Genomic DNA, 20850 nt, shown 5'->3' with positions numbered 1-20850 from the left:
TTTGCCCCATGCAAAGTTATGTTATTCTCATTATTAATTAAACGTTAATAAAAGGAAAACCTGACGTGGCGTTTACGTCTGTCAGCGTTATTTTATAAAGGAATATTATGTCAATTCAATCTGTGGGCGTACTGGAGCAAATCCAGTTTCAGGCAAATAAGATTGCAGCTACTGGGTCCAGCCTCGCTATTCGTGATACAGAAAATAGCGAACCCGTATCCTTTTCCAACCTTTTAATTAACAGCCTTAACACTATTAACCAAATGCAAACCGGCGCTAAAAAGCAGTCTGAAAATTATCTTGCTGGCGTACCTGGGATTGGCCTTAATGATGTTATGGTTTCTATGCAAAAATCCTCTATTGCATTAAACCTGGGCGTGCAGGTACGTAATAAATTAGTTAGCGCTTACCAGGAAATAATGAACATGCCGGTATAACAGGCACCGTTTTTTATCATCGCAAGACGTTTCCTGTCTGGCCGACTTTGCAATCGATGGCTTTAACCAGCCCATATTTATTGTCCAGCGCCCGTGGGTTGCTTTTTGCTACAGGCACGTGTTGGTGGGATAACTGTTCTGCGGATACGTCTGTTGTTACGGCACACCGGCGAAGCGCGATAAGTGAAACCATTGAATTGAACAATAAACCCGTGAATATCCAGAATGATTTCGTTTTAACCGACGCGGAATTGGGTAATGACTCCAACTTATTGATAGTGTTTTATGTTCAGATAATGCCCGATGACTTTGTCATGCAGCTCCACCGATTTTGAGAACGACAGCGACTTCCGTCCCAGCCGTGCCAGGTGCTGCCTCAGATTCAGGTTATGCCGCTCAATTCGCTGCGTATATCGCTTGCTGATTACGTGCAGCTTTCCCTTCAGGCGGGATTCATACAGCGGCCAGCCATCCGTCATCCATATCACCACGTCAAAGGGTGACAGCAGGCTCATAAGACGCCCCAGCGTCGCCATAGTGCGTTCACCGAATACGTGCGCAACAACCGTCTTCCGGAGCCTGTCATACGCGTAAAACAGCCAGCGCTGGCGCGATTTAGCCCCGACATAGCCCCACTGTTCGTCCATTTCCGCGCAGACGATGACGTCACTGCCCGGCTGTATGCGCGAGGTTACCGACTGCGGCCTGAGTTTTTTAAGTGACGTAAAATCGTGTTGAGGCCAACGCCCATAATGCGGGCAGTTGCCCGGCATCCAACGCCATTCATGGCCATATCAATGATTTTCTGGTGCGTACCGGGTTGAGAAGCGGTGTAAGTGAACTGCAGTTGCCATGTTTTACGGCAGTGAGAGCAGAGATAGCGCTGATGTCCGGCGGTGCTTTTGCCGTTACGCACCACCCCGTCAGTAGCTGAACAGGAGGGACAGCTGATAGAAACAGAAGCCACTGGAGCACCTCAAAAACACCATCATACACTAAATCAGTAAGTTGGCAGCATCACCCAGATCGCGTGCGATCTGCTGGCCTTTTTCATGATCCAGCGCGGATCGCAAGCCGTTATCAATAATATTAATCGCCTTTGAGATCATCTCGCCACGTTTCGCGATGTTGCCGTTTTCAAAATAAAGGCGTGCACGCACAATCGCGCTGTGCGCCCCTTCAAACAGCATAGTAATCAGCTGATGCGGCGTCGCGCCGGCCACCTTGCTGTGAAGATCGACCTGCGCGTAGGCGTGGGTTCCCTGCTTTGCGTACATAGTAGTCTCCATAAAAATAAGCAGGTGGTCGCCTGCTTATTCTGGCTGTTTGCGCACGTTATTTATTGAAGCTGGATAACATTGAGATCAGCTGGTTACTCAGGCTGTTCAACTGTGACATGGTGGTATCCAGGTTCTGGAACTGCACACGATAGCGCTCTACCTGCGCATCAATCAGTTTTTGCGTTTTGTCTATTTGCTCTTTTACCAGCTTAACCTGCTCATCCAGCGTGTTGGTGGTGCCTTTGATTATGCCGTCGGTTTTGCTCTCTTCGTCACCAGCATATTTGGTAATAATATCGCTTAGCGTGGAGGCCAGGCCTTGATTTCCGGCATGGTCTTTAAACATCAGACCAATTTGATCGGAATCGTTGGCAATTGCTTCGTCCAACGTTTTCTCACTTAACGTCATTTGACCCGTGCCGGCATCAAACGTGATGCCCAGCGAGGTCAGGGCGTCATAGTCGCTGTTATTGTCGCCATAAACGCCGTTAACTGCGGCGCGCAGTTCGCCCACCATGCTGCGCAGCGTGCCGTCACCCATCAACGCGCCATTTTCCTTGTTGGGTTTGGCGACCTCATCGTCCGTTAAGCCGGAAGCGTCGTTCGGCACATATTTACTGGAGGCGGCGGTTTGCGTTAGCAATGCATTATATTGTTTAACAAAATCCTGCAGCGTACTTTTGATGGCGGAGTTATCTATGCTGAGCGTAAGCTGCTCTGACTTTTCATTTTCAGAAACGGCTTTCAGATTTAAGGTCACACCTTCGATGATGTCGGTAATATTATTACTGGATCGCGTGTACGTGATGCCATCAACCTTCAGTTTTGCATCCTGGGCTTCGGAAACGACAATCATGCCATTCGTCTCGTCATCAGCCTCTCGTCCGCCTTCCTGAGTATTTAACAGCGCGCCCAGCGTATCGTCACCCTCGACGCTTACCGACATTTCGCCGTCGGTACCGGCGGTGCGTGAACTGAGCACCAGCTGATAACCCTCATCGGTACGCTGCACCGAGGCGCGGACATCGCCCTCTTGCTTATTGATCGCTTTCGCCATCTGGTTAAGAGAGGTTTCATCATCTGCCAGTTCGACTTTCAGCTCTTTGCCATTTTTTTGCGTAATGGTAATGGTACGGGTTGCGCCGGTGGTTTCACCCAGGTTTTCAGCGGCGTCTTCGTAACCCGCGGTGCGCAGCTTATGGGAAACCGCCAGCTGCATTACGGTGACATCATGCGCATCGGCGTTGGCCTCCGCCGTTGCCGTGGCCGTAAAAGTCTTGTTATCACTAACCTTCAGCGTATTAAACGCTTCTCCGCTGAGTTTCTTAACGCTGCCCTGCAGAGTAGCGAGCGCGCTGGAGATTTTGCCCCAGGCGGAAATTTTATTTTCGTAGCTACTTTTTAAATTGGTGTAAGGCGTCAGACGGGTCTGCTCTGCAGCTTTTATCTGCGTCAGCATGCTGGCCGTATCGATGCCGCCGGTACCAACGCCAAGGGAAGACAGGGTTGCCATGATAAACTCCTTTAAGGATTATTATTCGGACCTACTCTTTTAGCTATCGGTTTAAACAGCGCGAAGATAAATCTTTTCTCTTTCTGGCTACAGGCCACCGGAGTAATTTTACGCCTTTAAGCGCCACGCTTATTTAAACCACTGCCCACCTTTAACCATGCTTATAATTGTCACCCTCTTTATGCATGCGGCCAGCCCGATATTAAAACCCTTATAAAAGCCCTAATTATCGCATCTTTCCCCCAAGAATAAATGCGCTATAAAAAAGCGGTAATGATGGCTTTTATCGACTTTGAGGCACTGGGAGAAACTTAACGCATTATTTAAACATTTCTCTTACTGAATTATTACGCCCGCCCAATAATTGTGCGGATGAAAAATTATTTTCAAATATTTTTTTAGAGAATTTATCTGAGGCCGATAATTTTAATATGCGCTTGTTAACGCATCATTGAAATGCAGATATCTGCAATAAAAGAACCCAACCTATATATATGAGGGAACAATATGTCACAGGTGATTAATACTAACGCCCTGAGTTTGATGGCTCAAAATAATTTGAACAAATCACAGAGCTCTCTGGGTTCTGCCATTCAGCGCCTTTCTTCCGGCCTGCGTATTAACAGCGCAAAAGATGACGCGGCAGGTCAGGCAATCAGTAACCGTTTTACCTCTAACATTACCGGCCTGACTCAGGCTTCACGTAATGCGAACGACGGTATTTCTCTGGCTCAGACCACAGAAGGCGCACTGAACGAAATCAACGATAACCTGCAGAACATTCGTCGTCTGACCGTACAGGCTTCCAACGGCACCAACTCTGCTTCTGACCGTCAGTCCATTCAGGACGAAATCACCCAGCGCCTGTCTGAAATCAACCGAATCTCTGAACAAACTGACTTCAACGGCGTGAAAGTGCTGAAGAGCGATCAGAGTCTGACAATTCAGGTTGGCGCGAATGATAGCGAAACCATTAGCCTGAACCTGGAGCAGATCAACGCCGACACGCTGAATATGGCGGATTTCGACGTTAATAAATATGCCGATCGTGTGGATCTGGGTAACAAAGCTGCCGCAGGTATGACTATTACCACCGGTGCTGACACGACCCTCGCAACGCATCAGCTGACTGCTACTGACATGACGAAAATGAAAGAGTTGGCCTTTGGCGCTAACGGTAGCGGTGATATCTATATTGGTAGCGATAACAAACTCAGGGCGGTAGGTACTACAGAAACCGGCACTGAAGTCGCTATAGAAATCAAGGCAACAATTACCGGGACACCATCTACCGCGGCCTTTGTAAAAGGCAATAACATCAATGATCCGAGCGCCAAACTGATGAAAACGGTGGATGCGGCCCTGAAACAGGTGGATAGCCTGCGCTCAAGTCTGGGTGCCGCGCAGAACCGTTTTGCTTCAGTAATCAGCAACCTGGACAGCGCAGTAAACAACCTGTCTGAGTCACGTTCACGTATCCTGGATGCGGACTTCGCTTCTGAAGTTTCCAACATGAGCCGTGCTAACATCCTGCAGTCTGCTGGTACCACCGTGCTGGCCCAGGCTAACCAGGTGCCGCAAAACGTGCTGTCCCTGCTGCGCTAAGTTTAACGTAGCGAGCGTAACGCTCCTTTAGCTTAATAAGCTGACGCCCTGCCTTTATTGGCAGGGCGTTTTTTATACCCACCATTCCTGCTCACCGCTTCCCGACGCCTTACCCACCAATCGACAGCTGCAAAACTGCCGCCTGCCGCAATCAAACCCGGTCAATCGCGGTAAGTTCTGGCCGTAACTGCGTACGGCAACACATCCACCCTGAGGCATGTCAGGTAGTCCGGTAGCAATGCAGCCGGCAGGAAAGCAGTCGGCACAATGGAACCGGCGGCAAAGAGTAAATGGGTAGCAGGTGGCAGGACCAGGTGGCAGGAGCAGGAACAGGAGCAGGAGCAGGAGCAGGAGCAGGGAAAGGAAACAGCAGGTCGGGCTACAGGCAGGAAATAAAAAGGGCAGCAGCGGCGCATTACTGGCCGTTGCTGCCCGGTAAAGCCTTACAGCGTCTCGTTAACGCTTTTCTCTACCAGCTCCATCTCTTCGCTGGTCAGTAACTTTTCTATATCCACCAGGATAATCATTCTTTCATCCACCGAACCCAAACCCAGCAGATAATCAGTAGAGAGCGTAACGGAAAAGTCCGGCGCCGGTTTGATCTCTTCAGTATTCAACGACAGGACATCGGAAACGCCGTCCACAACAATGCCCACCACCCGGTTCGCCAGGCTTAACACTATTACCACCGTCTTTTCATTAATTTCTACGCCTGCCAGATCGAATTTAATCCGTAGATCGACGATCGGCACAATAACGCCGCGCAGGTTAGTAACACCGGTGATAAATTCGGGCGTATTGGCGAGCCGGGTGACCCGTTCACAGCCACGTATTTCCTGCACCTTTAATATTTCGATGCCGTATTCTTCATTTCCCAGCGTAAACACCAGGTATTCATTGCCATGATTATCATTGGCTGTTTTCTTTACAGATGCGGAAGCAGTCATGTTGTTTGTCCTTAAACAGAGAGCGTTTGTCCGGCTTTCATCGCCACGCGCCTGGCCTGACACAGTTTCGCCAGCGCAGCGACGTCAAGAATTAACGCCACGCTACCGTCGCCCAAAATAGTAGCGGCCGAGATACCGGGCACTTTGCGATAGTTAAGCTCAAGATTTTTTACCACCACCTGATGTTGGCCAATGAGCTGATCGACCATCAAGGCGTAACGTACGCCAGCGCTTTGTAAAATCACCGCAACGCTGTCATTAATAGCGGCGGGCGCTTCCGCCATATTAAATATGTACTGTAGCGTAATCAGCGGGATATATTCGCCGCGTACCTGCAGCATCAGTTCGTCGCCCGCCATATGATAGAGCGAATCTTCTGACAGTTTCAGCGACTCCATCACTGCGCCAAGCGGTAGCACATAGGTTTCATCGGCAACGCGCACCGACATGCCGTCCAGGATCGCCAGAGTTAAAGGCAGAATGATGCGGATAGTCGATCCTTTATTCTGTTCAGAGGCGATCTCAACATGGCCGCCCATTTCCTGGATATTACGTCGTACCACATCCATGCCGACACCGCGTCCGGAGACATCGGTCACTTTTTCCGCCGTGGAGAAGCCTGCCGCGAAAATCAGCATCCAGACATCTTCATTACTGATATTTTCGTTAATCGCCATGCCCTGCGACTGCGCTCGGGCCAGGATTTTCTCACGGTTAAGGCCTGCGCCATCATCGCTGACTTCAATCACAATATTTCCGCCCTGATGCTCGGCAGACAGCGTCAGGTTGCCCACGGCGGATTTGCCTTTCGCTACGCGTTCTTCACTGCTTTCAATTCCATGATCGAGGCTGTTGCGCACCAGATGGGTTAAAGGATCGATAATGCGCTCTATCAGGCTTTTATCCAGCTCGGCGGAGCCGCCAATCAACGTTAGCTCCACCTCTTTATTCAGCTTGCCGGCTAAATCATGCACCAGCCGCGGGAAGCGGCTAAACACATACTCCATCGGCATCATACGAATCGACATCACCGACTCCTGCAAATCACGCGCGTTGCGCTCCAACTGGGCGATGCTGTTGATCAGCACGTCATTTGCCGATGGTTCTAAGGTGGAGGAAAGCTGTGACAGCATCGATTGGGTAATAATAAGTTCGCCAACCAGGTTGATAATCTGATCCACCTTCTCAACGGCAACACGAATGCTATTGGATTCGGCGGCTTGCGCACGGGCGGCAGGCCTGACGGGCGCGCTTTTCGTCGCCGGGCCGGCGGCATCCGCTGTGACCGACGATGGGCTGTCGGCAGGCTCTGCCGTCCCGCTGCCTGCGGTAATCAGGATCTGTTCTGTTTCAAGAATAAAACAGAGCACCGCTTCGATTTCATCTGCGCTGGCCGTGGTTTCCAGCTGAACCTGCAACCGATCTTCCTGCTGCTGCTGGCTAAGGATTTTACCCAGATTAGAGAGCTCATCAGCCAGCAAACGCCCCTCTTCTTCCTGGACCTTTAGCAAGGTGATATCAAGAAAAGCGCGCTCTACCGGTACGCTTGCAGATGCTGCCGTCGTCGGTCCCGCCGCGCCCTCTTTGCTTTGTAGCGCAATTTGCCGCAACGCCTCGCAGATATAATTAAACGTTTCTTCATCTGGTTCCTGAGAAGATTTATAGGCATCAAGCTGATCTTGCATAATATCCTTGCTCTCCAGAAACAGATTAATGATTTCGCTGGTTAGCCGCAGTACACCGCAGCGCGCATCATCCAGCAGATTTTCCATCAAGTGGGTGGTTTCTTGCAGTATTTTAAACCCGAACGTTCCCGCGCCGCCTTTAATTGAATGCGCTGCGCGGAAAATAGCATCCAACATTTCCTTGTCGGGCGAAATGACATCAAGCTGCAGCAGATATTTCTCCATATCGGCTAACAGCTCATCGGCTTCATCAAAAAAAGTCTGATAAAAATCGCTTACATCCATATTGTTCAACCTTATCCTGATTTAATTCGCAAGCGCGGCAGCACCTTCATTGGTTTGCGGTGTTATCTTTAGCTCATCCTTTATTGCTTCGATATTTTCATGACTGGCTACGTCCTGGATTAAGCTGTCATCCTTAATCAACGATTTCTCTTTATTTTGGCTTAATACCAAAATACTAATGCGGCGGTTAATAGGATCATGGGGCGAGGTATTATCCAGCACCATCGAATCCGCCGTTCCTACTACCCGCAGAAATTTATTGGCCGCCAGGCCAGCACTGATTAATGCACGCCGCGAAGCGTTAGCGCGATCGGCGGAAAGCTCCCAGTTGCTGTAACCCGTATCGCCATGCGCATAGGGAAGAGAATCAGTATGCCCCGTCAGGCTAACCCGATTAGGCAACTGATTAATCACCGGGACCAGGCTCTCGAAAATACCTTTCAAATAGCCTTCCAGCTGTTTGCTGCCCAGCTTAAACATCGGCCGGTCCTGAGTATCGATAATTTGAATGAGAAGACCATTTTCGGTGAGCTGCATACGCAGATTTGACTGGAAATTACTGAGTTTGGGATCGGTTTTAACCATGCTTTCCAGACGATCGCGCGCTTTTCTCAGCCGCTTAAGATCGGTATTGTCGCGCGGCGTAGAGCGGTTAACTACGCCCTCTTTGTGTACCATATCGCTACCGCCGCCTGGAATAACGCTTTCGCTCAGGCTGGCCTGATTGCCCTGCGATAACGCCACCTTTAAAGGCGTTTGGAAATATTCCGCAATACTGTGTCGCTGCTGTGGAGAGCTACTGGTAATCAGCCACATGACAAGGAAAAACGCCATCATCGCCGTCATAAAATCGGCGTAGGCGATTTTCCATGAACCACCATGATGACCATGGCCGTGTTTTTTCCGCTTGCGGACGATAATGATCGGGTGCTTATTTTTACTCATGGCGCACTTTCCGAATCACTGCCGGCATTCGACTTCACTTGACGCACATGCTCTTCAAGCTCAATAAAGGTAGGGCGTTCAGTGGAAAAAAGGATTTTACGTCCGAATTCGATCGCTATCTGCGGCGCATACCCACTCATGCTGGAAAGCAGCGTGACTTTAATGCATTGCAGCATCTTCACTTTCTCACTGCTTTTTTGCCGCAGCAGGGCTGCCAGCGGCAGGATAAAACCGTACGCCAGCAGAATCCCTAAAAAGGTGCCTACCATGGCGTGCGCGATCAGTTCGCCCAGTTCAGCCGCGGGCCGATCGGCTGCCGCCAGCGCATTAACCACGCCCATTACCGCCGCCACAATGCCGAAAGCAGGAAAAGCATCACCCACGGAGTTCAGGCTGCCGGCCGGCACCTCAAGCTCATGCTCGCAGGTTTCAATTTCTTCATCCATTAAGGCTTCAATTTCATGCGGGCTCATATTGCCGCTGATCATCAGGCGCAGATAATCGACCAGGAAATTCATTAATAACTTATCGGCAATAAGACGCGGATAGTTGGCGAAAAGGGTACTGCTTTGTGGGTCTTCTATATCATTTTCCAGCGCCATCATTCCGCTTTGTCGCGCTTTGGTCAGTAATAAAAACATCAGCGCCATTAATTCCATGTAAACCGCTTTATTGTACTGTGAGCCTTTAAACAGCAGAGGAAATGACTTCATGGTAGCAGAGATGGCTTTACCATTATTTCCTACAATAAATGCGCCTACGCCAGCCCCGCCGATGATAAGCAGTTCGGTAGGTTGATAAAGCGCGCCAAGATGACCACCAGATAGAACAAACCCACCAAAAACAGTGGCAAAAACAACCACATACCCGATAATAACCAGCATGTTGTCTCCTTATTATAAACACGCCTGTTTCTTTATATTTATTAATAGTGAATAACGCTTGAGGCGTTAACGTATCCAGATATACAGATACGTTATTAACGATCCCAGTTTCTTACCATCAACGTTATCGTGCAGTGCGCTGTTTAACCGGCAATATCATAGCTTTCACATTTTTTCGCCGCGCGGGAAGGCGGGCTGCATAAGCTGCAGGTAAAGGGCTCTTTTGCATGTTCATGGGTAATAACAAAAGCGCCGTGACAGGCGATACATTCTGTACGTCCTATCATGCCGCACTCAATAAAACGTAAGAGTGCCCATGCACGGGTTAATCCCAGCACTGGTTTTTCTGTAGGTTTAACCGGGCACTGTTCCAGGTATAAACGGTAAGCTTTGATTAATGCTTCGATAGGGCGGCAATTTTCTATTTTTCTGATAAAAAGATAAATATTGTAAAACATCGATGAGTGGATATTCTGCTCCCAGGACATAAACCACTCCGCAGAAAAAGGCAGCATGCCTTTTGGCGGGGGACAGCCGCGCAGTTCCTTGTAAAGCCTTAGCAGTCGCCTACGACTTAGGCTGATCTCACTTTCCAGCACCTGCATTCTGGCACCAAAAGTAATAAGCTCCATTGCCATCTGGACTTCTTTGATTTCGTCCAGGATACTTTTTTCACTCATGATTGCTAGCTCCGTCAGCAAGGTGAATGGTTTTGCTCGGAAAGCGAGTTGAGCAACTCCGTTGATAAAATAATGCCAGTATGGATTTGTTGTAACGCATCAATACGTGAGGCTTTCGTCAGACAGTCAATTAATTCTTTGTCATCTACGCGCAAGCGGCATATTAGCTGGCTGGTAGCCGCCATCTTGATCAGCTGCGGCAGAGTAAGCTCACTGAGCGTATCAAGAATGGTGCCGTCTAACCCCAGGCGAAAACCCGCGGCGAACTTATCTTCACGGATAAGCCTTTGCGCCAGAACCAAATAAGTCAGGTTCAGGTCATGGATAGTTTGAAGCTGATCGTTAGTATCAGAGCTGTGCATATTTATATTCCACATTGATTTTGTGTAAAATAATCCAGCCGATATTTTTTAATATCGGTATTAGATGAGAGCCAAACAATATGGAATGTCCACTTACTATTTTGCGCAAATCTCAGTATAGATAAACGGTTTCACACCGGGCTGCGTCATGCTGACGCAAATAAAAGCAACGTGCTGAATATGAGAATCATTCTACTTTTAGCACCGGGAGGTTATTTTCCTGATGTTGGCATTTTCAAGACAATTCCTATTTGGAATCCCGATTATCATCTAAGCAACTAGCTTTTTTCAAGAACTTTTTAATCTATATTAATTAATCCTAACACTTTTAAACGCAATCAGTAAGATAACGAGATCTGGCTCCCGATTAATGGATAAAGTTATTATAAATAGTAATCAGCAGGCATTAAATGTTATCAACTGCTTAAAATTAAGCGTTAAAAAATATAAAATCCTTAATTAATTTAACAATTACCCGAGTAATTGCAAACGAGAACGGATGCGTTTAATTCCCTGGCTATGCAGCTGGCTTACCCGCGTTTCCGTTATTCCAAGGATTTCACCAATTTCTTTCATATTCAACTCTTGCTGGTAGTAGAGATTCAATAATACCTGCTCCCTTTCGGGTAGCTTTTTAATCTCATCAGCAATTTTTGTCAGTAACCTGTGCTGCGTAATCTTATTGAGCGGATTAAGTTTTTCATGTTGTATATCAGGCTGTTCAAACCTGTCCGCCAGCTCTTCCTGCAGTTCATCCAGCGAGCATATTTGGCTGGCGTTAGTATCCGCCAGCATTTGTCTATACTCACTAAGTGTTATATTCATCTCAGCAGCAATATCCGCCTCTTTAGCGGCTTTTCCCGTCGCCTGTTCGATACGATGAATAACCCCGGCAATTTCTCGTGCGTTACTGCGGATACGACGCGGTACCCAGTCACGCTCTCGTAGTTCATCAATCAAAGCCCAACGTATACGCTGGGTAATATAGGTGCTAAAAACAATGCCTTTTTTAGGATCGAAATGGTCGATAGCGTTAAGGAGCGCAATTGCACCCGCCTGAATCAAATCATCCAGCTCTACGCAGGTGGGTAACCGCACCTGTAGCCTTAATGCCTCATGGCGTACCAGGAAAGCATACTTTTTCCATAAGGCATTTTTATCTACCATACCTTCAGAGGTATATAATTCATTCACAATGACATTGTCCATCCTGCCATGGGTAATAGTTTAATTATCTTTCATTGGCTTGGGTATATATAGCTCAATAAGACTCCACTATTTTCGCTAATTCCGTAAATGAAATGATATCTTGCGTCGCTTATTGGGCAATTGCACTACTCGCGCCGTTTAAAAGTAATTAATTTAAAAACTTTCCCATTCTCCTACCGGCTTAATGTGATCCAACTCACCTCCCTTGTGTTTAGTTTCAGGTAACAACCTTACCGGACTTAATAGTGGTGGGTGTTCGATAACCGTCTCTTCCACTTCTTCCTTTAGCCTGATATGCGCCACCAGGTTGCCCAGCTGTTCTGCATGACCTTCCATACTTATTGCCGCTGTCGCCGCCTGCTCGACCATTTCGGCATTTTGCTGGGTGACTAAATCGAGCTCGTTCACCGCCTGAGCAATTTGGTTAATGCCAGCGCTTTGTTCATCAGAAGCTGAGGCGATCTCCGCCATAATGTCCGTCACCTGAGAGACCGACTGGATAATTTGTTGCATTGCCGTTCCCGCCTGATCAACCTCCTGTGAACCGGAATGCATATCCGCCACGCAGGTGTTTATCAGCGAACGTATCTCCTTCGCCGCGTCGGCGCTGCGCTTCGCCAGATGACGTACTTCACCCGCGACTACAGCGAATCCACGTCCCTGCTCACCGGCTCGTGCCGCTTCCACCGCGGCATTCAGCGCCAGAATATTGGTTTGATTCGCGATGCTGTCGATCACGCTATTGATATCGCCAATCTGACGTGAGCTTTCAATAATCCTGCTCATAATCGTATTGAGGCTTACCATAACCTCGCCGCCGTTACGGGCGCTGCCGCTGGCGCTTTCTGCCAGTTGCCGCGCGGTATGCGCATTATCTGCGTTCTGCCGCACCGTAATTTTCAGCTCTTCCATACTTGCGGCAGTCTGCTGCAAAGAAGAAGCCTGTTCTTCGGTACGCGAAGAGAGATTATTATTGCCGCTGACGATTTCCTGCGCTGAGGCATTAATACGGCTTACGCCGCTGCGGATAGCCGAGACGGTCATTGTTACCCACTGACGCAGCTTTTCCAGCTCAATGAACATCAGACCGATCTCATTAGCGGCGCCAGTCGGGATCGCTTCGTCCAGTTTGCCCGTCGACATGGACTGGAAAGTTTTCACCGTCTCATCCAGGCGCCGGAAAAGCGCGCGTTTGAGCCACAGGCGCATGCAAACCGCCAACGCCAGTGCAATAATACCGGCGCTAATCGCCAGCGTATTGAAGCGGCTGTTGTTGGCTTTCGCTTCCAGCTCTATCGTATCGATCAATGCATCGAAGCGAGCACTGTACTGCTTTATTTCATTTTCAAAAAGGATGCGAGCGGCGGAAATTTTATTCATTTCGCGCACAGCATTATCGGCCTGGTTGATATTTTCCAGTCGCGATACAAGCATCCCCATTAACGTATCCGCCTGCTGTTTGATTTTATCAACAATTGCAATGGCATCTTGTTGATACGGCTGCGCATAGAAACGCTTTAAGCGTTCCTGGGCCAAAGCAAGCGACCGTCGGGCTTCACTAAGCTGCTGTGTCGTTGCCTTTTCTCCTTTGCTGGTTGTCAAAGTTAACGCGTAAATTTTCTCTAACAGACTATTTATTGCGTTATCGGCATCATCCAGAACCGATGCGTTTTCACTGACCTGCATAAATTGTGAAAATTGCTGACTTGATGTTGAGGCACTGTAATAACCGAAGCCCACAATGCCCAACAGCATTAAAATCAGGCTATAGATGGCAATATTAATTCCCGTGACGATTTTTAAATTATTGAGCATTGATTATCCTTAATCATTCTGCCTGAATTTGACGTTGATACCGAAAACGTCGTCATTCCATTATTTTTATGCAGGAAATTACTTAAGCATATTGAAAATCGACATTTGTTGCATGGTCTGGAATACCATATAAGAAGAATTTAAAGCAAATTCGGTCATTTTTGACTGAACGACCAGCGTGGTAAAGCTGTCCATATCGGCGCCCAGCGTTTCCTGCAGGCTGCTTTCCACGTCTATTTTATGCGTATCGGCGCTGGAGCCCAGCATATCCAACTGCTGAAGATTGGTGCCTACCATCGCCTGCACTTTGCCCAGATTATCGATGTTCTTTTTGATCGAAACGTTGGCCTTATCCAGCGTAAGCTGCAGCGCCTCACGGTCGGCATCATCCGTTATCGGCGCGGTTAATGCGGTAATGGCGCTATCCAGAGCGGCAAAAACATCGTCTGGCGTGCCTGACATGAAAACATCACTGCCGGTATGACTAACCTGCATTTCCGTACTGTCGGCGACCACCTGCACGATCGGCTTATTGCCGCCGACATAGGAGCCATCCTGCGTAAAAGGTTCGCTGCCGGTGTTATAGCCAGCAAAAATATAGCGTCCATTACTGTTGCGGCTATTAGCAAGGTTCATCAGATTACCACGAATGCCTTCCAGCTCTTTCGCCAACGCTGCACGATCCTGCTCAGAATAGGTGCCGTTTCCAGCAGCGACAATTTTCTCTGACAGGTTTTTCGTTAACAACGAACCGATCGAATTCATTGCTTCATCCTGCTGCGCCAGTGCATCCTGCGCATACTGACGTGCGGTTTCATATTGTTCAATATTTGCCAGCGAGTTCTGATAAATGACCGCCTGAGAGGCGCCTGCCGGATCGTCTGACGGCTTCAGCAAGGATTGCCCATAAGCCAGTCGGGCAGCAATATCGTTGGCGTTGGCGGTGCTGTTAGACAGGTTGCCAATTTGCCGTTGAAACATATAGAGTGAGCTAATCCGCATCGTTTTTTCCTTAAATTTTATCGGATACTTAAAATTGCATCAAAAATAGTGGTGGCGGTTTGCAATACCTGGGTGTTGGCCTGGTAATATTGGGTATACATTTGCATATAAATGTATTCTTCCGTCGGATCCACGCCCGCCACATTTTGTTGCTGCTCAACCAGCTGGTCTTTAACGTATCCTGCAACTTCCGTATTGCCCTTTAACGCATTAACCGAAGAGCCTACAGAGCTGACCAGGCTGGCATAGGCTTCGGTTAATGTCGCCTTGCCGACCAGGCTCTCGTTTTTAATAGCGATCATATCTTTGATATTTTCGTTATTACTTTCTTCATCGATATCATCGGAGCTGGATGCGGCAATTTTGTCGCCGCTGCTAATGGCTACCGCAATATTTTCAGCCACGCCGCCAGCGGAGTTAAAAATAAAGCTGTCGCCGGCTTCAGGCGTGCCCTGCGGCTGGATGGTGATACCCTCAAAGGTGAGCTCGCCCGCTGCGCCAATTTCCGGCGTAATCTCTCTGCCGCTGCTATCGGTAATTAGCCAATCGTTGGCACCCGGCCCCTGATAAACCAGGGTATAATCCTGCGCTTTCACCTGCGAAATTTCGCTAAAGCTAATATCGAGCGAGGCATCGCCCTGATTATTACGATTCATTAACGCTGTCGGATCGGTAATGGTGAAAATATCTCCGCCAGCTTCGCCTTCAATATCAAACCCTGCCGCATTCACTTCGTTAAAACGGTTAGCCATTTGCAACGCAAGCTGATTTAGCTGATCGCGAGCGTCAACCAGATCCTCATTACGGAATTTAAATAAACCGCCCAGCTTCCCGCTGTTGATCTTCTCTTCATCCAACTTGATGGCGTTGCCGGAAGCATCAATATAGGCCACTTCTAACCGTGCCGGATTAGCAGCAGAAGGGGTAGCTTCGAACTGGCAGGTACGATCGCCGTTTACCAGCGGCAACCCGTTGGAAAGCGCAACAGTAACTTCACCGGTCAGCTGATTTTCATCCACCCGCACGCCGACCAGATTGCTTAACTTATTCAGCAACAAATCGCGTTGATCCAGCAAATCTGCTGGCTGTCCGCCGGTTTGCGCATGCGTTTTATACAGCGCGGCATTCACCGTCGCCAGCTCTTTGGCATACGAATTAATATCGTTTACGGTTTGGTTGATTTGGGTGTTGGTGCTTTTTTCCAGTCCGGTAAGCGTCCGGGCGCTGCTTTGAAACTGGTAGGCGGTCGATTTAAATTGCGACATCGCTTCCTGTCGCGCGGCCATGCTTACCGGATCGCTGCTCATTTTTTCCAGTGCGCCAAAAATATTATTCAGCGAAACGGAAACATTATTGCTTTTGTCGCCCAGCATATTATCGATCTGGCTAAGCTGTTCATAACGACTGGAAAGGGCGCTATAAGAGGTTTGCGCGCTGCGTAACTGATTATTAATAAAACCATCATAGGCGCGTTTCACGCCATTAACCTGTACGCCATAACCAAAGTAACCATTTTGCGTAGTTTTACCGCCCGCCTCGCCTAAAATAATATTTTGCCGGCTATATCCCACCGTATAAGCATTATTTAAGTTATTACCGACGACGTTTAATGATGCCTGGGCGGCGCTCAGACCGCTTTGTGCCAGATACATGAGATTCATAAATCACCCGCATTCCATGTTTGCGAAATTTCTGAGTTGTTCAGAATAAATAGAGCCTTATACATCTATCGGCGAGGAATAAACTCTCTAAAACCTGTACTGCTAAAATATTGACGAGAGATCGGTTTTATAAGCATTTGCCGCTTGCGTTAGGTTACTTTTAATTTGGTGAATGACCCCGATCAATTTTTTTGCATATTGTGGATCGGTGGCATACCCCCCATCCTGTAGCGCTTGCGCGGCCTGTTCCGGCGTTTTCGCCTGCGTCACTTTCTGGTAGCGGGCATTTTTTATTAACAGCTGGCTATAATCATGCAGCGCATCGGTATAAGAATGATAAACGCGGAATGCCGCCTTTACTTTTTGCGCCACGCCGTTGATATATTCGGTTGTGGTTATTTCCGCCGTTTCCCCTTTCCAGCCCGGCGTCGCTTTTACGCCAAACAGGTTATAGCTTGGCTGGCCATTCTCCCGACGTATCTCTTTATCTCCCCACCCTGATTCCAGAGCAGCCTGCGCAATGATGAGCTGATGCGGGATGCCCGTTCGACGTGAAACTTCCACCGCAGGCGCTAACAGGCGGGAAATAAACCCGCCGCCGGTCGCGGACGGGAGCGCTTGCCCGTTCGAAACGGCGCGGTTGACGGCAGGTGGTGGGAAGAATGCTCGTCCAGCTGGGAGTGGGCGAGAGGAAAAGGCGACCGGCGTGCCGCCCGCCGTGGTCGTTGGGATGCCGCCCAGCTGTTGCAGCATAAGATCAGCCAGCCCCAGTTTTCCGTGTGCCGCCATATCCTGCGACAGCTGCTGATCGTACATAGCGGTGAACATCTCTGACTGCTGCGAGTTAAACAAGCCGTCTTTAAAGCTGGCTGCCCGCATACTCTTTAGCATCATCTGCACGAACAACCCTTCCATCTGCTGGGCGGCGCCCTGTAGACCACGCTGCGCATCCTGTTTCGCCAGGCGCTTTAGCGTATCCAGGGAACCCGCATCAAAAGCGGCCCCCTGGATGAGAGAAGCGCTTTCCATTAGTTCATCTCCAGCTGCGCACGCAGGCAGCCCGCGCTTTTCATTGATTGTAAAATCGACATCAGGTCATTTGGCGTGGCGCCGAGGCCGTTCAGCGCGCGGATAACTGCATTGAGGTCGGCACTGGTGTTAACTTTTTGTAAGGCGCCGCTCTGCTCTCGCAGCGAAACCTGCGTATCGGGCACTACCACCGTCTCTCCTCCGGCCAGCGGTGTATCCGGCTGGCTGACCTGGTTGCTGCGGGAGATCTCTACCGTAAGATCACCCTGCGCCACGGCACAGGCTTCCAGCGTTACGTGGCGATTGATCACCACGGAGCCGGTGCGCGAGTTAACCACAATCCGCGCTTCCCTCGGACCGGTCTTAACGGAAAGGTTTTGAATACGAGAGATGAAACGCACTTTTTCCGTATTGTCGCTGGGCGCGAACAGCTTGATGACGCGGGCGTTTTCCGCCATAGCGATGCCTCCGCCGAAGTGATGATTGATTTCATCGCTGATGCGCTGGGCCAACGTAAAATCTTCTTCTTTTAACTGCAGCCTAAGCACATTTTCCAGGCCAAACTGTGTGGGCACTTCGCGCTCGACGGTTGCGCCGTCGCTAATACGCGCGCCATTAAGCTGGTTAACCTGCACCTGACTGCCGCCGCTTTGCGCGCCGGCGCCGGAAACCAACAGATTTCCCTGTGCCAGCGCATAAATCTGATTATCAACACCTTTCAGCGGTGTCATCAGCAAGGTGCCGCCACGCAGGCTTTTCGCATTACCCATTGAGGAAACAACCACGTCGATTTTTTCACCGGCACGGGCAAATGGCGGTAGATCGGCAGTGACCATTACCGCCGCCACGTTTTTAAGCTGCATATTGGTGCCGTTCGGCACGGTTATGCCCAGCTGTGACAGCATGTTGTTCAGACTTTGTGTGGTAAAGGGGGTTTGCATTGTTTGGTCGCCGGTGCCGTCCAGCCCCACCACCAGCCCATAGCCGAGCAGCGAATTGCTGCGCACGCCCTGCAACGTTGTTAAATCCTGAATCCGTTCGGCGTAGCCTGGCGGTATCAGCAGCAGGGCCAGGCTGAGGCAGAGCCCATGCAGACAAAAGAGTGAAGATGAAATTCTCATTAGTCAGCCTGTTAAAAAGGAGAAAGGTTAAGGAACAGGCGCTGCAGCCAGCCCATTTGCTGCGCCTCGTTGATATAGCCGCTGCCGACATATTCGATGCGCGCATCAGCAACCTGCGAAGAGACCACCGTATTGCTGCCGCTAATGGTGCGGGGATTCACTACGCCGGAAAAACGGATGTATTCGGTGCCCTGATTGATGGCGATCTGTTTTTCGCCAACCACCAGCAGGTTGCCGTTTTCCAGCACCTGGTGCACGGTAACGGTAATGGTGCCGCTAAAGGTATTTCTGGCGGCGGCCCCACCTTTACCAGTAAATTCATTGCTGCCCTCGATCGCGGTTTTCGCCCGATCGCCGCCGAATAAACCGTTCATAAAACGCGGCATAGCGCTAAAGCCCAGTCCAACTGAGCCATCTTTTGACGCGTTCGCTGAGGAGCTTTTACTGGCGCTAACGTTTTCTTGCAGCAGGATGGTCAGGGTATCGCCAATGTTACGTGGGCGACGATCTTCAAACAGCGGCTGATAGCCGTAATTCATCGCCTGCCCCATCTGAAATATCGAGCCATTTGCCGTTCCCGGCATGGTCTGCATCGGGCTGGCGCTGGTAATGCCGTCCACAAGGGGTTTATGAATGATGCCGGCACAGCCTGTCAGCAGCGAGCCGAGGATAAACAGCATCAGCAGACGGGCTAAACAGAGACCGACAGCACGGCGAGCGGCATATTGCTGCGCTCCGGACGGCGCAAAGTCAGGCGGATTTATCATGATATTCACTACGTAAGAGCAGATGAAAAGGGCGGCAATAACGGTTGCGGCCCTGGTTCCGTTACCGTCAGAGCTGTGCCAGGCGCTGTAGCATTTGATCGGACGTAGTGACCGCCTTGCTGTTGATCTCGTATGCGCGCTGCGTCTGGATCATATTGACCAGCTCTTCCGCCACGTTGACGTTGGAAGTTTCCACATAGCCCTGCTTCAACGCGCCCGCGCCATTCATGCCAGGCGTGGATTCATTCGGCGCGCCGGAAGACTGGGTTTCGCGATACAGGTTTTCGCCAATGCTCTCCAGCCCGGAATCATTGATAAAGGTCGCCAGCGTCAGCTGCCCTACCTGCTGCGGCGCGGTTTGTCCCGCCTGGGTCACACTGACCAGGCCGTCGCTGCCCACCGTTAGCGTACCGGCATCCTGCGGCAACGTAATGGCGGGCTGGATAGGATAGCCGTTAGCCGTCACCAGCTGGCCATTCTGATCGATCTGAAAGGCGCCATCACGGGTATAGGCCGTGGTGCCATCCGGCAGCAGAACCTGAAAGAAGCCCTGCCCGCTGATAGCGACATCTTTTGCATTACTGGTTTGCGTCATGCCGCCCTGGCTGTGAATGCGCTCGGTGGCAACCGGACGTACGCCGGTACCAATTTGCAAACCAGAAGGGATGGTGGTCTGCTCTGAAGACTGGGCGCCCGGCTGACGTAAGGTTTGATACAACAAATCTTCGAATACCGCACGCTGACGTTTAAAGCCGTTGGTGCTAACGTTAGCCAGGTTGTTGGTAATCACATCCATGTTGGTCTGCTGCGCTTCCAGACCGGTTTTTGCAATCCATAAGGCGTGCATCATGACAGGCTTCTCCTTGCCGTTATTAGCTTACGCTAAGCAGTTGATTGGCATTTTTCTGGTTATCATCGACGGCTGAAATTACTTTCATTTGCATATCAAAACCGCGCGCTGTGGCGATCATATCCACCATCGCTTTAACCGGACTGACGTTGCTGCTTTCCAGTGCGCCGGGCATCAGTCTCAGCTCCGGGTCGGCGGGCAATACCGGGTTTTCCTCTACGCTGGCATCGACATGAAACAGGCTGTCGTCGCCATGTCGTAGCAGATAGGGCTGCGCCGTGACCATTTTCAGCCGCCCAATCAGGGCCAGCGCGGTCGGTTCGTCGCCTGCGCCCAGCGCGGTAATGGAGCCGTCTGGCGCGATAGTGATCTGCGCCTGCGGCGGGATCTCGATCGGTCCGCCATCGCCCATTACCGGGTAGCCTTTAACACGCAGCTGCCCTTCGCTGTCGACTTCGATATTACCGTCGCGCGTATAGGCTTCGCTGCCGTCCGGCAGCTGAACCGCCAGCCAGCCGTTTTGCGGCATCGCAACGTCCAGGCTGCGCCCGGTCTGATTAACCGAGCCCATGGTGTAGTCGTTATAAGGCGTGGATTCGGCAACCAGCACGCGCGTCGCATCGCCAGGACCGTTAACCGGCACCGCGCGATAAGCGGTTAGCTGAGCGCGGAAACCGTTAGTGGAAACATTCGCCAGGTTATTCGCCGTAACGGCCTGGCGATTTAACGCGGCGTTGGCCGCGCCCATTGCGGTATAAATTGCACGATCCATG

At 50.1% G+C, this 20850-nt stretch carries 19 protein-coding genes and 1 pseudogene; 2 read left to right on the top strand and 18 right to left on the bottom strand.

Annotation, left to right across the window (positions count from 1 at the left end; genetic code table 11):
• The first annotated feature begins 107 nt into the window (after window positions 1-107).
• Window positions 108-437 (top strand): flagellar hook-basal body complex protein FliE, encoded by a 330-nt coding sequence (fliE, locus tag K6958_RS00275; RefSeq protein WP_249892809.1) that lies wholly within the window; start codon window positions 108-110, stop codon window positions 435-437.
• 269 nt (window positions 438-706) lie between these two features.
• Here fliE and K6958_RS00270 read toward each other — a convergent pair.
• The 3 genes and pseudogenes from K6958_RS00270 to fliD form a co-directional block, all read right to left on the bottom strand.
• Window positions 707-1404 (bottom strand): IS1-like element IS1A family transposase gene (locus K6958_RS00270; protein ID WP_103215986.1). Its coding sequence is split into 2 segments (ribosomal slippage): window positions 707-1155 and window positions 1155-1404, totalling 699 coding nucleotides; the frame shifts between segments, so codons are not numbered across the junction.
• A 55-nt stretch (window positions 1405-1459) separates the two neighbouring features.
• Window positions 1460-1714 (bottom strand): annotated as a pseudogene (gene fliS, locus K6958_RS00265) (flagellar export chaperone FliS); the annotation flags it as partial.
• Between the two features lie 58 nt (window positions 1715-1772).
• On the bottom strand, window positions 1773-3230 hold the full coding sequence (gene fliD, locus K6958_RS00260; RefSeq protein WP_249892808.1) for a flagellar filament capping protein FliD: 1458 nt from the start codon (window positions 3228-3230) through the stop codon (window positions 1773-1775).
• Between the two features lie 507 nt (window positions 3231-3737).
• On the opposite strand from fliD, the gene K6958_RS00255 reads away from it, so the two are divergent.
• A complete protein-coding gene (locus K6958_RS00255) occupies window positions 3738-4835 on the top strand; it encodes a FliC/FljB family flagellin (RefSeq protein WP_249892807.1) in 1098 nt (365 codons plus the stop codon).
• A gap of 443 nt (window positions 4836-5278) precedes the next feature.
• Here K6958_RS00255 and cheW read toward each other — a convergent pair whose 3' ends face one another.
• The 15 genes from cheW to K6958_RS00175 form a co-directional block, all read right to left on the bottom strand.
• Window positions 5279-5782: a chemotaxis protein CheW gene (gene cheW, locus K6958_RS00250; RefSeq protein WP_249892806.1), complete on the bottom strand. Its 504-nt coding sequence runs from the start codon at window positions 5780-5782 to the stop codon at window positions 5279-5281.
• Between the two features lie 11 nt (window positions 5783-5793).
• On the bottom strand, window positions 5794-7752 hold the full coding sequence (cheA, locus tag K6958_RS00245; protein WP_249892805.1) for a chemotaxis protein CheA: 1959 nt from the start codon (window positions 7750-7752) through the stop codon (window positions 5794-5796).
• A gap of 21 nt (window positions 7753-7773) precedes the next feature.
• Window positions 7774-8697, bottom strand: a complete 924-nt coding sequence (motB, locus tag K6958_RS00240; protein ID WP_249892804.1) for a flagellar motor protein MotB — start codon at window positions 8695-8697, stop codon at window positions 7774-7776.
• The gene (motA, locus tag K6958_RS00235) at window positions 8694-9581 is read right to left on the bottom strand and encodes a flagellar motor stator protein MotA (RefSeq protein WP_249892803.1); all 888 of its coding nucleotides are present in this window, start codon (window positions 9579-9581) and stop codon (window positions 8694-8696) included. The genes motB and motA overlap by 4 nt, the downstream gene beginning before the upstream one ends.
• Before the next feature lie 143 nt (window positions 9582-9724).
• Window positions 9725-10261, bottom strand: coding sequence for a flagellar transcriptional regulator FlhC (gene flhC, locus K6958_RS00230; protein WP_249892802.1), 537 nt, complete (start codon window positions 10259-10261; stop codon window positions 9725-9727).
• 14 nt (window positions 10262-10275) lie between these two features.
• Complete coding sequence (gene flhD, locus K6958_RS00225) at window positions 10276-10623, bottom strand: flagellar transcriptional regulator FlhD (protein ID WP_249892801.1); 348 nt, start codon at window positions 10621-10623, stop codon at window positions 10276-10278.
• A gap of 471 nt (window positions 10624-11094) precedes the next feature.
• The gene (locus K6958_RS00220) at window positions 11095-11817 is read right to left on the bottom strand and encodes an RNA polymerase sigma factor FliA (protein ID WP_249894751.1); all 723 of its coding nucleotides are present in this window, start codon (window positions 11815-11817) and stop codon (window positions 11095-11097) included.
• A gap of 168 nt (window positions 11818-11985) precedes the next feature.
• Window positions 11986-13647: a methyl-accepting chemotaxis protein gene (locus tag K6958_RS21160; RefSeq protein WP_277614713.1), complete on the bottom strand. Its 1662-nt coding sequence runs from the start codon at window positions 13645-13647 to the stop codon at window positions 11986-11988.
• Window positions 13648-13725: 78 nt separating this feature from the next.
• Window positions 13726-14649, bottom strand: coding sequence for a flagellar hook-associated protein FlgL (gene flgL / locus K6958_RS00205; RefSeq protein ID WP_249892800.1), 924 nt, complete (start codon window positions 14647-14649; stop codon window positions 13726-13728).
• Between the two features lie 17 nt (window positions 14650-14666).
• Window positions 14667-16310, bottom strand: coding sequence for a flagellar hook-associated protein FlgK (gene flgK, locus K6958_RS00200; protein WP_249892799.1), 1644 nt, complete (start codon window positions 16308-16310; stop codon window positions 14667-14669).
• A 102-nt stretch (window positions 16311-16412) separates the two neighbouring features.
• Entirely contained in the window at window positions 16413-17339 is a 927-nt protein-coding gene (gene flgJ, locus K6958_RS00195) for a flagellar assembly peptidoglycan hydrolase FlgJ (RefSeq protein WP_249892798.1), read from the bottom strand.
• Window positions 17339-18460, bottom strand: coding sequence for a flagellar basal body P-ring protein FlgI (locus K6958_RS00190; RefSeq protein ID WP_249892797.1), 1122 nt, complete (start codon window positions 18458-18460; stop codon window positions 17339-17341). The genes flgJ and K6958_RS00190 overlap by 1 nt, the downstream gene beginning before the upstream one ends.
• A gap of 11 nt (window positions 18461-18471) precedes the next feature.
• A complete protein-coding gene (locus tag K6958_RS00185; protein ID WP_249894750.1) occupies window positions 18472-19140 on the bottom strand; it encodes a flagellar basal body L-ring protein FlgH in 669 nt (222 codons plus the stop codon).
• Between the two features lie 154 nt (window positions 19141-19294).
• Entirely contained in the window at window positions 19295-20077 is a 783-nt protein-coding gene (gene flgG / locus K6958_RS00180) for a flagellar basal-body rod protein FlgG (RefSeq protein WP_249892796.1), read from the bottom strand.
• A 22-nt stretch (window positions 20078-20099) separates the two neighbouring features.
• The gene (locus tag K6958_RS00175; RefSeq protein ID WP_249892794.1) at window positions 20100-20849 is read right to left on the bottom strand and encodes a flagellar basal body rod protein FlgF; all 750 of its coding nucleotides are present in this window, start codon (window positions 20847-20849) and stop codon (window positions 20100-20102) included.
• Window position 20850: the final 1 nt, after the last annotated feature.

Source organism: Mixta hanseatica, assembly GCF_023517775.1.
GTDB classification, from domain to species: domain Bacteria; phylum Pseudomonadota; class Gammaproteobacteria; order Enterobacterales; family Enterobacteriaceae; genus Mixta; species Mixta hanseatica.
Note: the sequence above shows the minus strand (reverse complement) of the source record. Positions and strands in the feature narration are given on the sequence as shown.

Excerpts from the sequence above, each read along its gene's own strand:
- fliE (WP_249892809.1), top strand. The coding sequence starts at position 108 with ATGTCAATTCAATCTGTGGGCGTACTGGAGCAAATCCAGTTTCAGGCA.
- cheW (WP_249892806.1), bottom strand. The coding sequence starts at position 5,782 with ATGACTGCTTCCGCATCTGTAAAGAAAACAGCCAATGATAATCATGGC.
- flgJ (WP_249892798.1), bottom strand. The coding sequence starts at position 17,339 with ATGGAAAGCGCTTCTCTCATCCAGGGGGCCGCTTTTGATGCGGGTTCC.
- motA (WP_249892803.1), bottom strand. The coding sequence starts at position 9,581 with ATGCTGGTTATTATCGGGTATGTGGTTGTTTTTGCCACTGTTTTTGGT.
- motB (WP_249892804.1), bottom strand. The coding sequence starts at position 8,697 with ATGAGTAAAAATAAGCACCCGATCATTATCGTCCGCAAGCGGAAAAAA.
- flgL (WP_249892800.1), bottom strand. The coding sequence starts at position 14,649 with ATGCGGATTAGCTCACTCTATATGTTTCAACGGCAAATTGGCAACCTG.
- K6958_RS21160 (WP_277614713.1), bottom strand. The coding sequence starts at position 13,647 with ATGCTCAATAATTTAAAAATCGTCACGGGAATTAATATTGCCATCTAT.
- flhD (WP_249892801.1), bottom strand. The coding sequence starts at position 10,623 with ATGCACAGCTCTGATACTAACGATCAGCTTCAAACTATCCATGACCTG.
- flgK (WP_249892799.1), bottom strand. The coding sequence starts at position 16,310 with ATGAATCTCATGTATCTGGCACAAAGCGGTCTGAGCGCCGCCCAGGCA.
- cheA (WP_249892805.1), bottom strand. The coding sequence starts at position 7,752 with ATGGATGTAAGCGATTTTTATCAGACTTTTTTTGATGAAGCCGATGAG.
- K6958_RS00185 (WP_249894750.1), bottom strand. The coding sequence starts at position 19,140 with ATGCTGTTTATCCTCGGCTCGCTGCTGACAGGCTGTGCCGGCATCATT.
- K6958_RS00175 (WP_249892794.1), bottom strand. The coding sequence starts at position 20,849 with ATGGATCGTGCAATTTATACCGCAATGGGCGCGGCCAACGCCGCGTTA.
- flhC (WP_249892802.1), bottom strand. The coding sequence starts at position 10,261 with ATGAGTGAAAAAAGTATCCTGGACGAAATCAAAGAAGTCCAGATGGCA.
- flgG (WP_249892796.1), bottom strand. The coding sequence starts at position 20,077 with ATGATGCACGCCTTATGGATTGCAAAAACCGGTCTGGAAGCGCAGCAG.
- fliD (WP_249892808.1), bottom strand. The coding sequence starts at position 3,230 with ATGGCAACCCTGTCTTCCCTTGGCGTTGGTACCGGCGGCATCGATACG.
- K6958_RS00255 (WP_249892807.1), top strand. The coding sequence starts at position 3,738 with ATGTCACAGGTGATTAATACTAACGCCCTGAGTTTGATGGCTCAAAAT.
- K6958_RS00190 (WP_249892797.1), bottom strand. The coding sequence starts at position 18,460 with ATGAGAATTTCATCTTCACTCTTTTGTCTGCATGGGCTCTGCCTCAGC.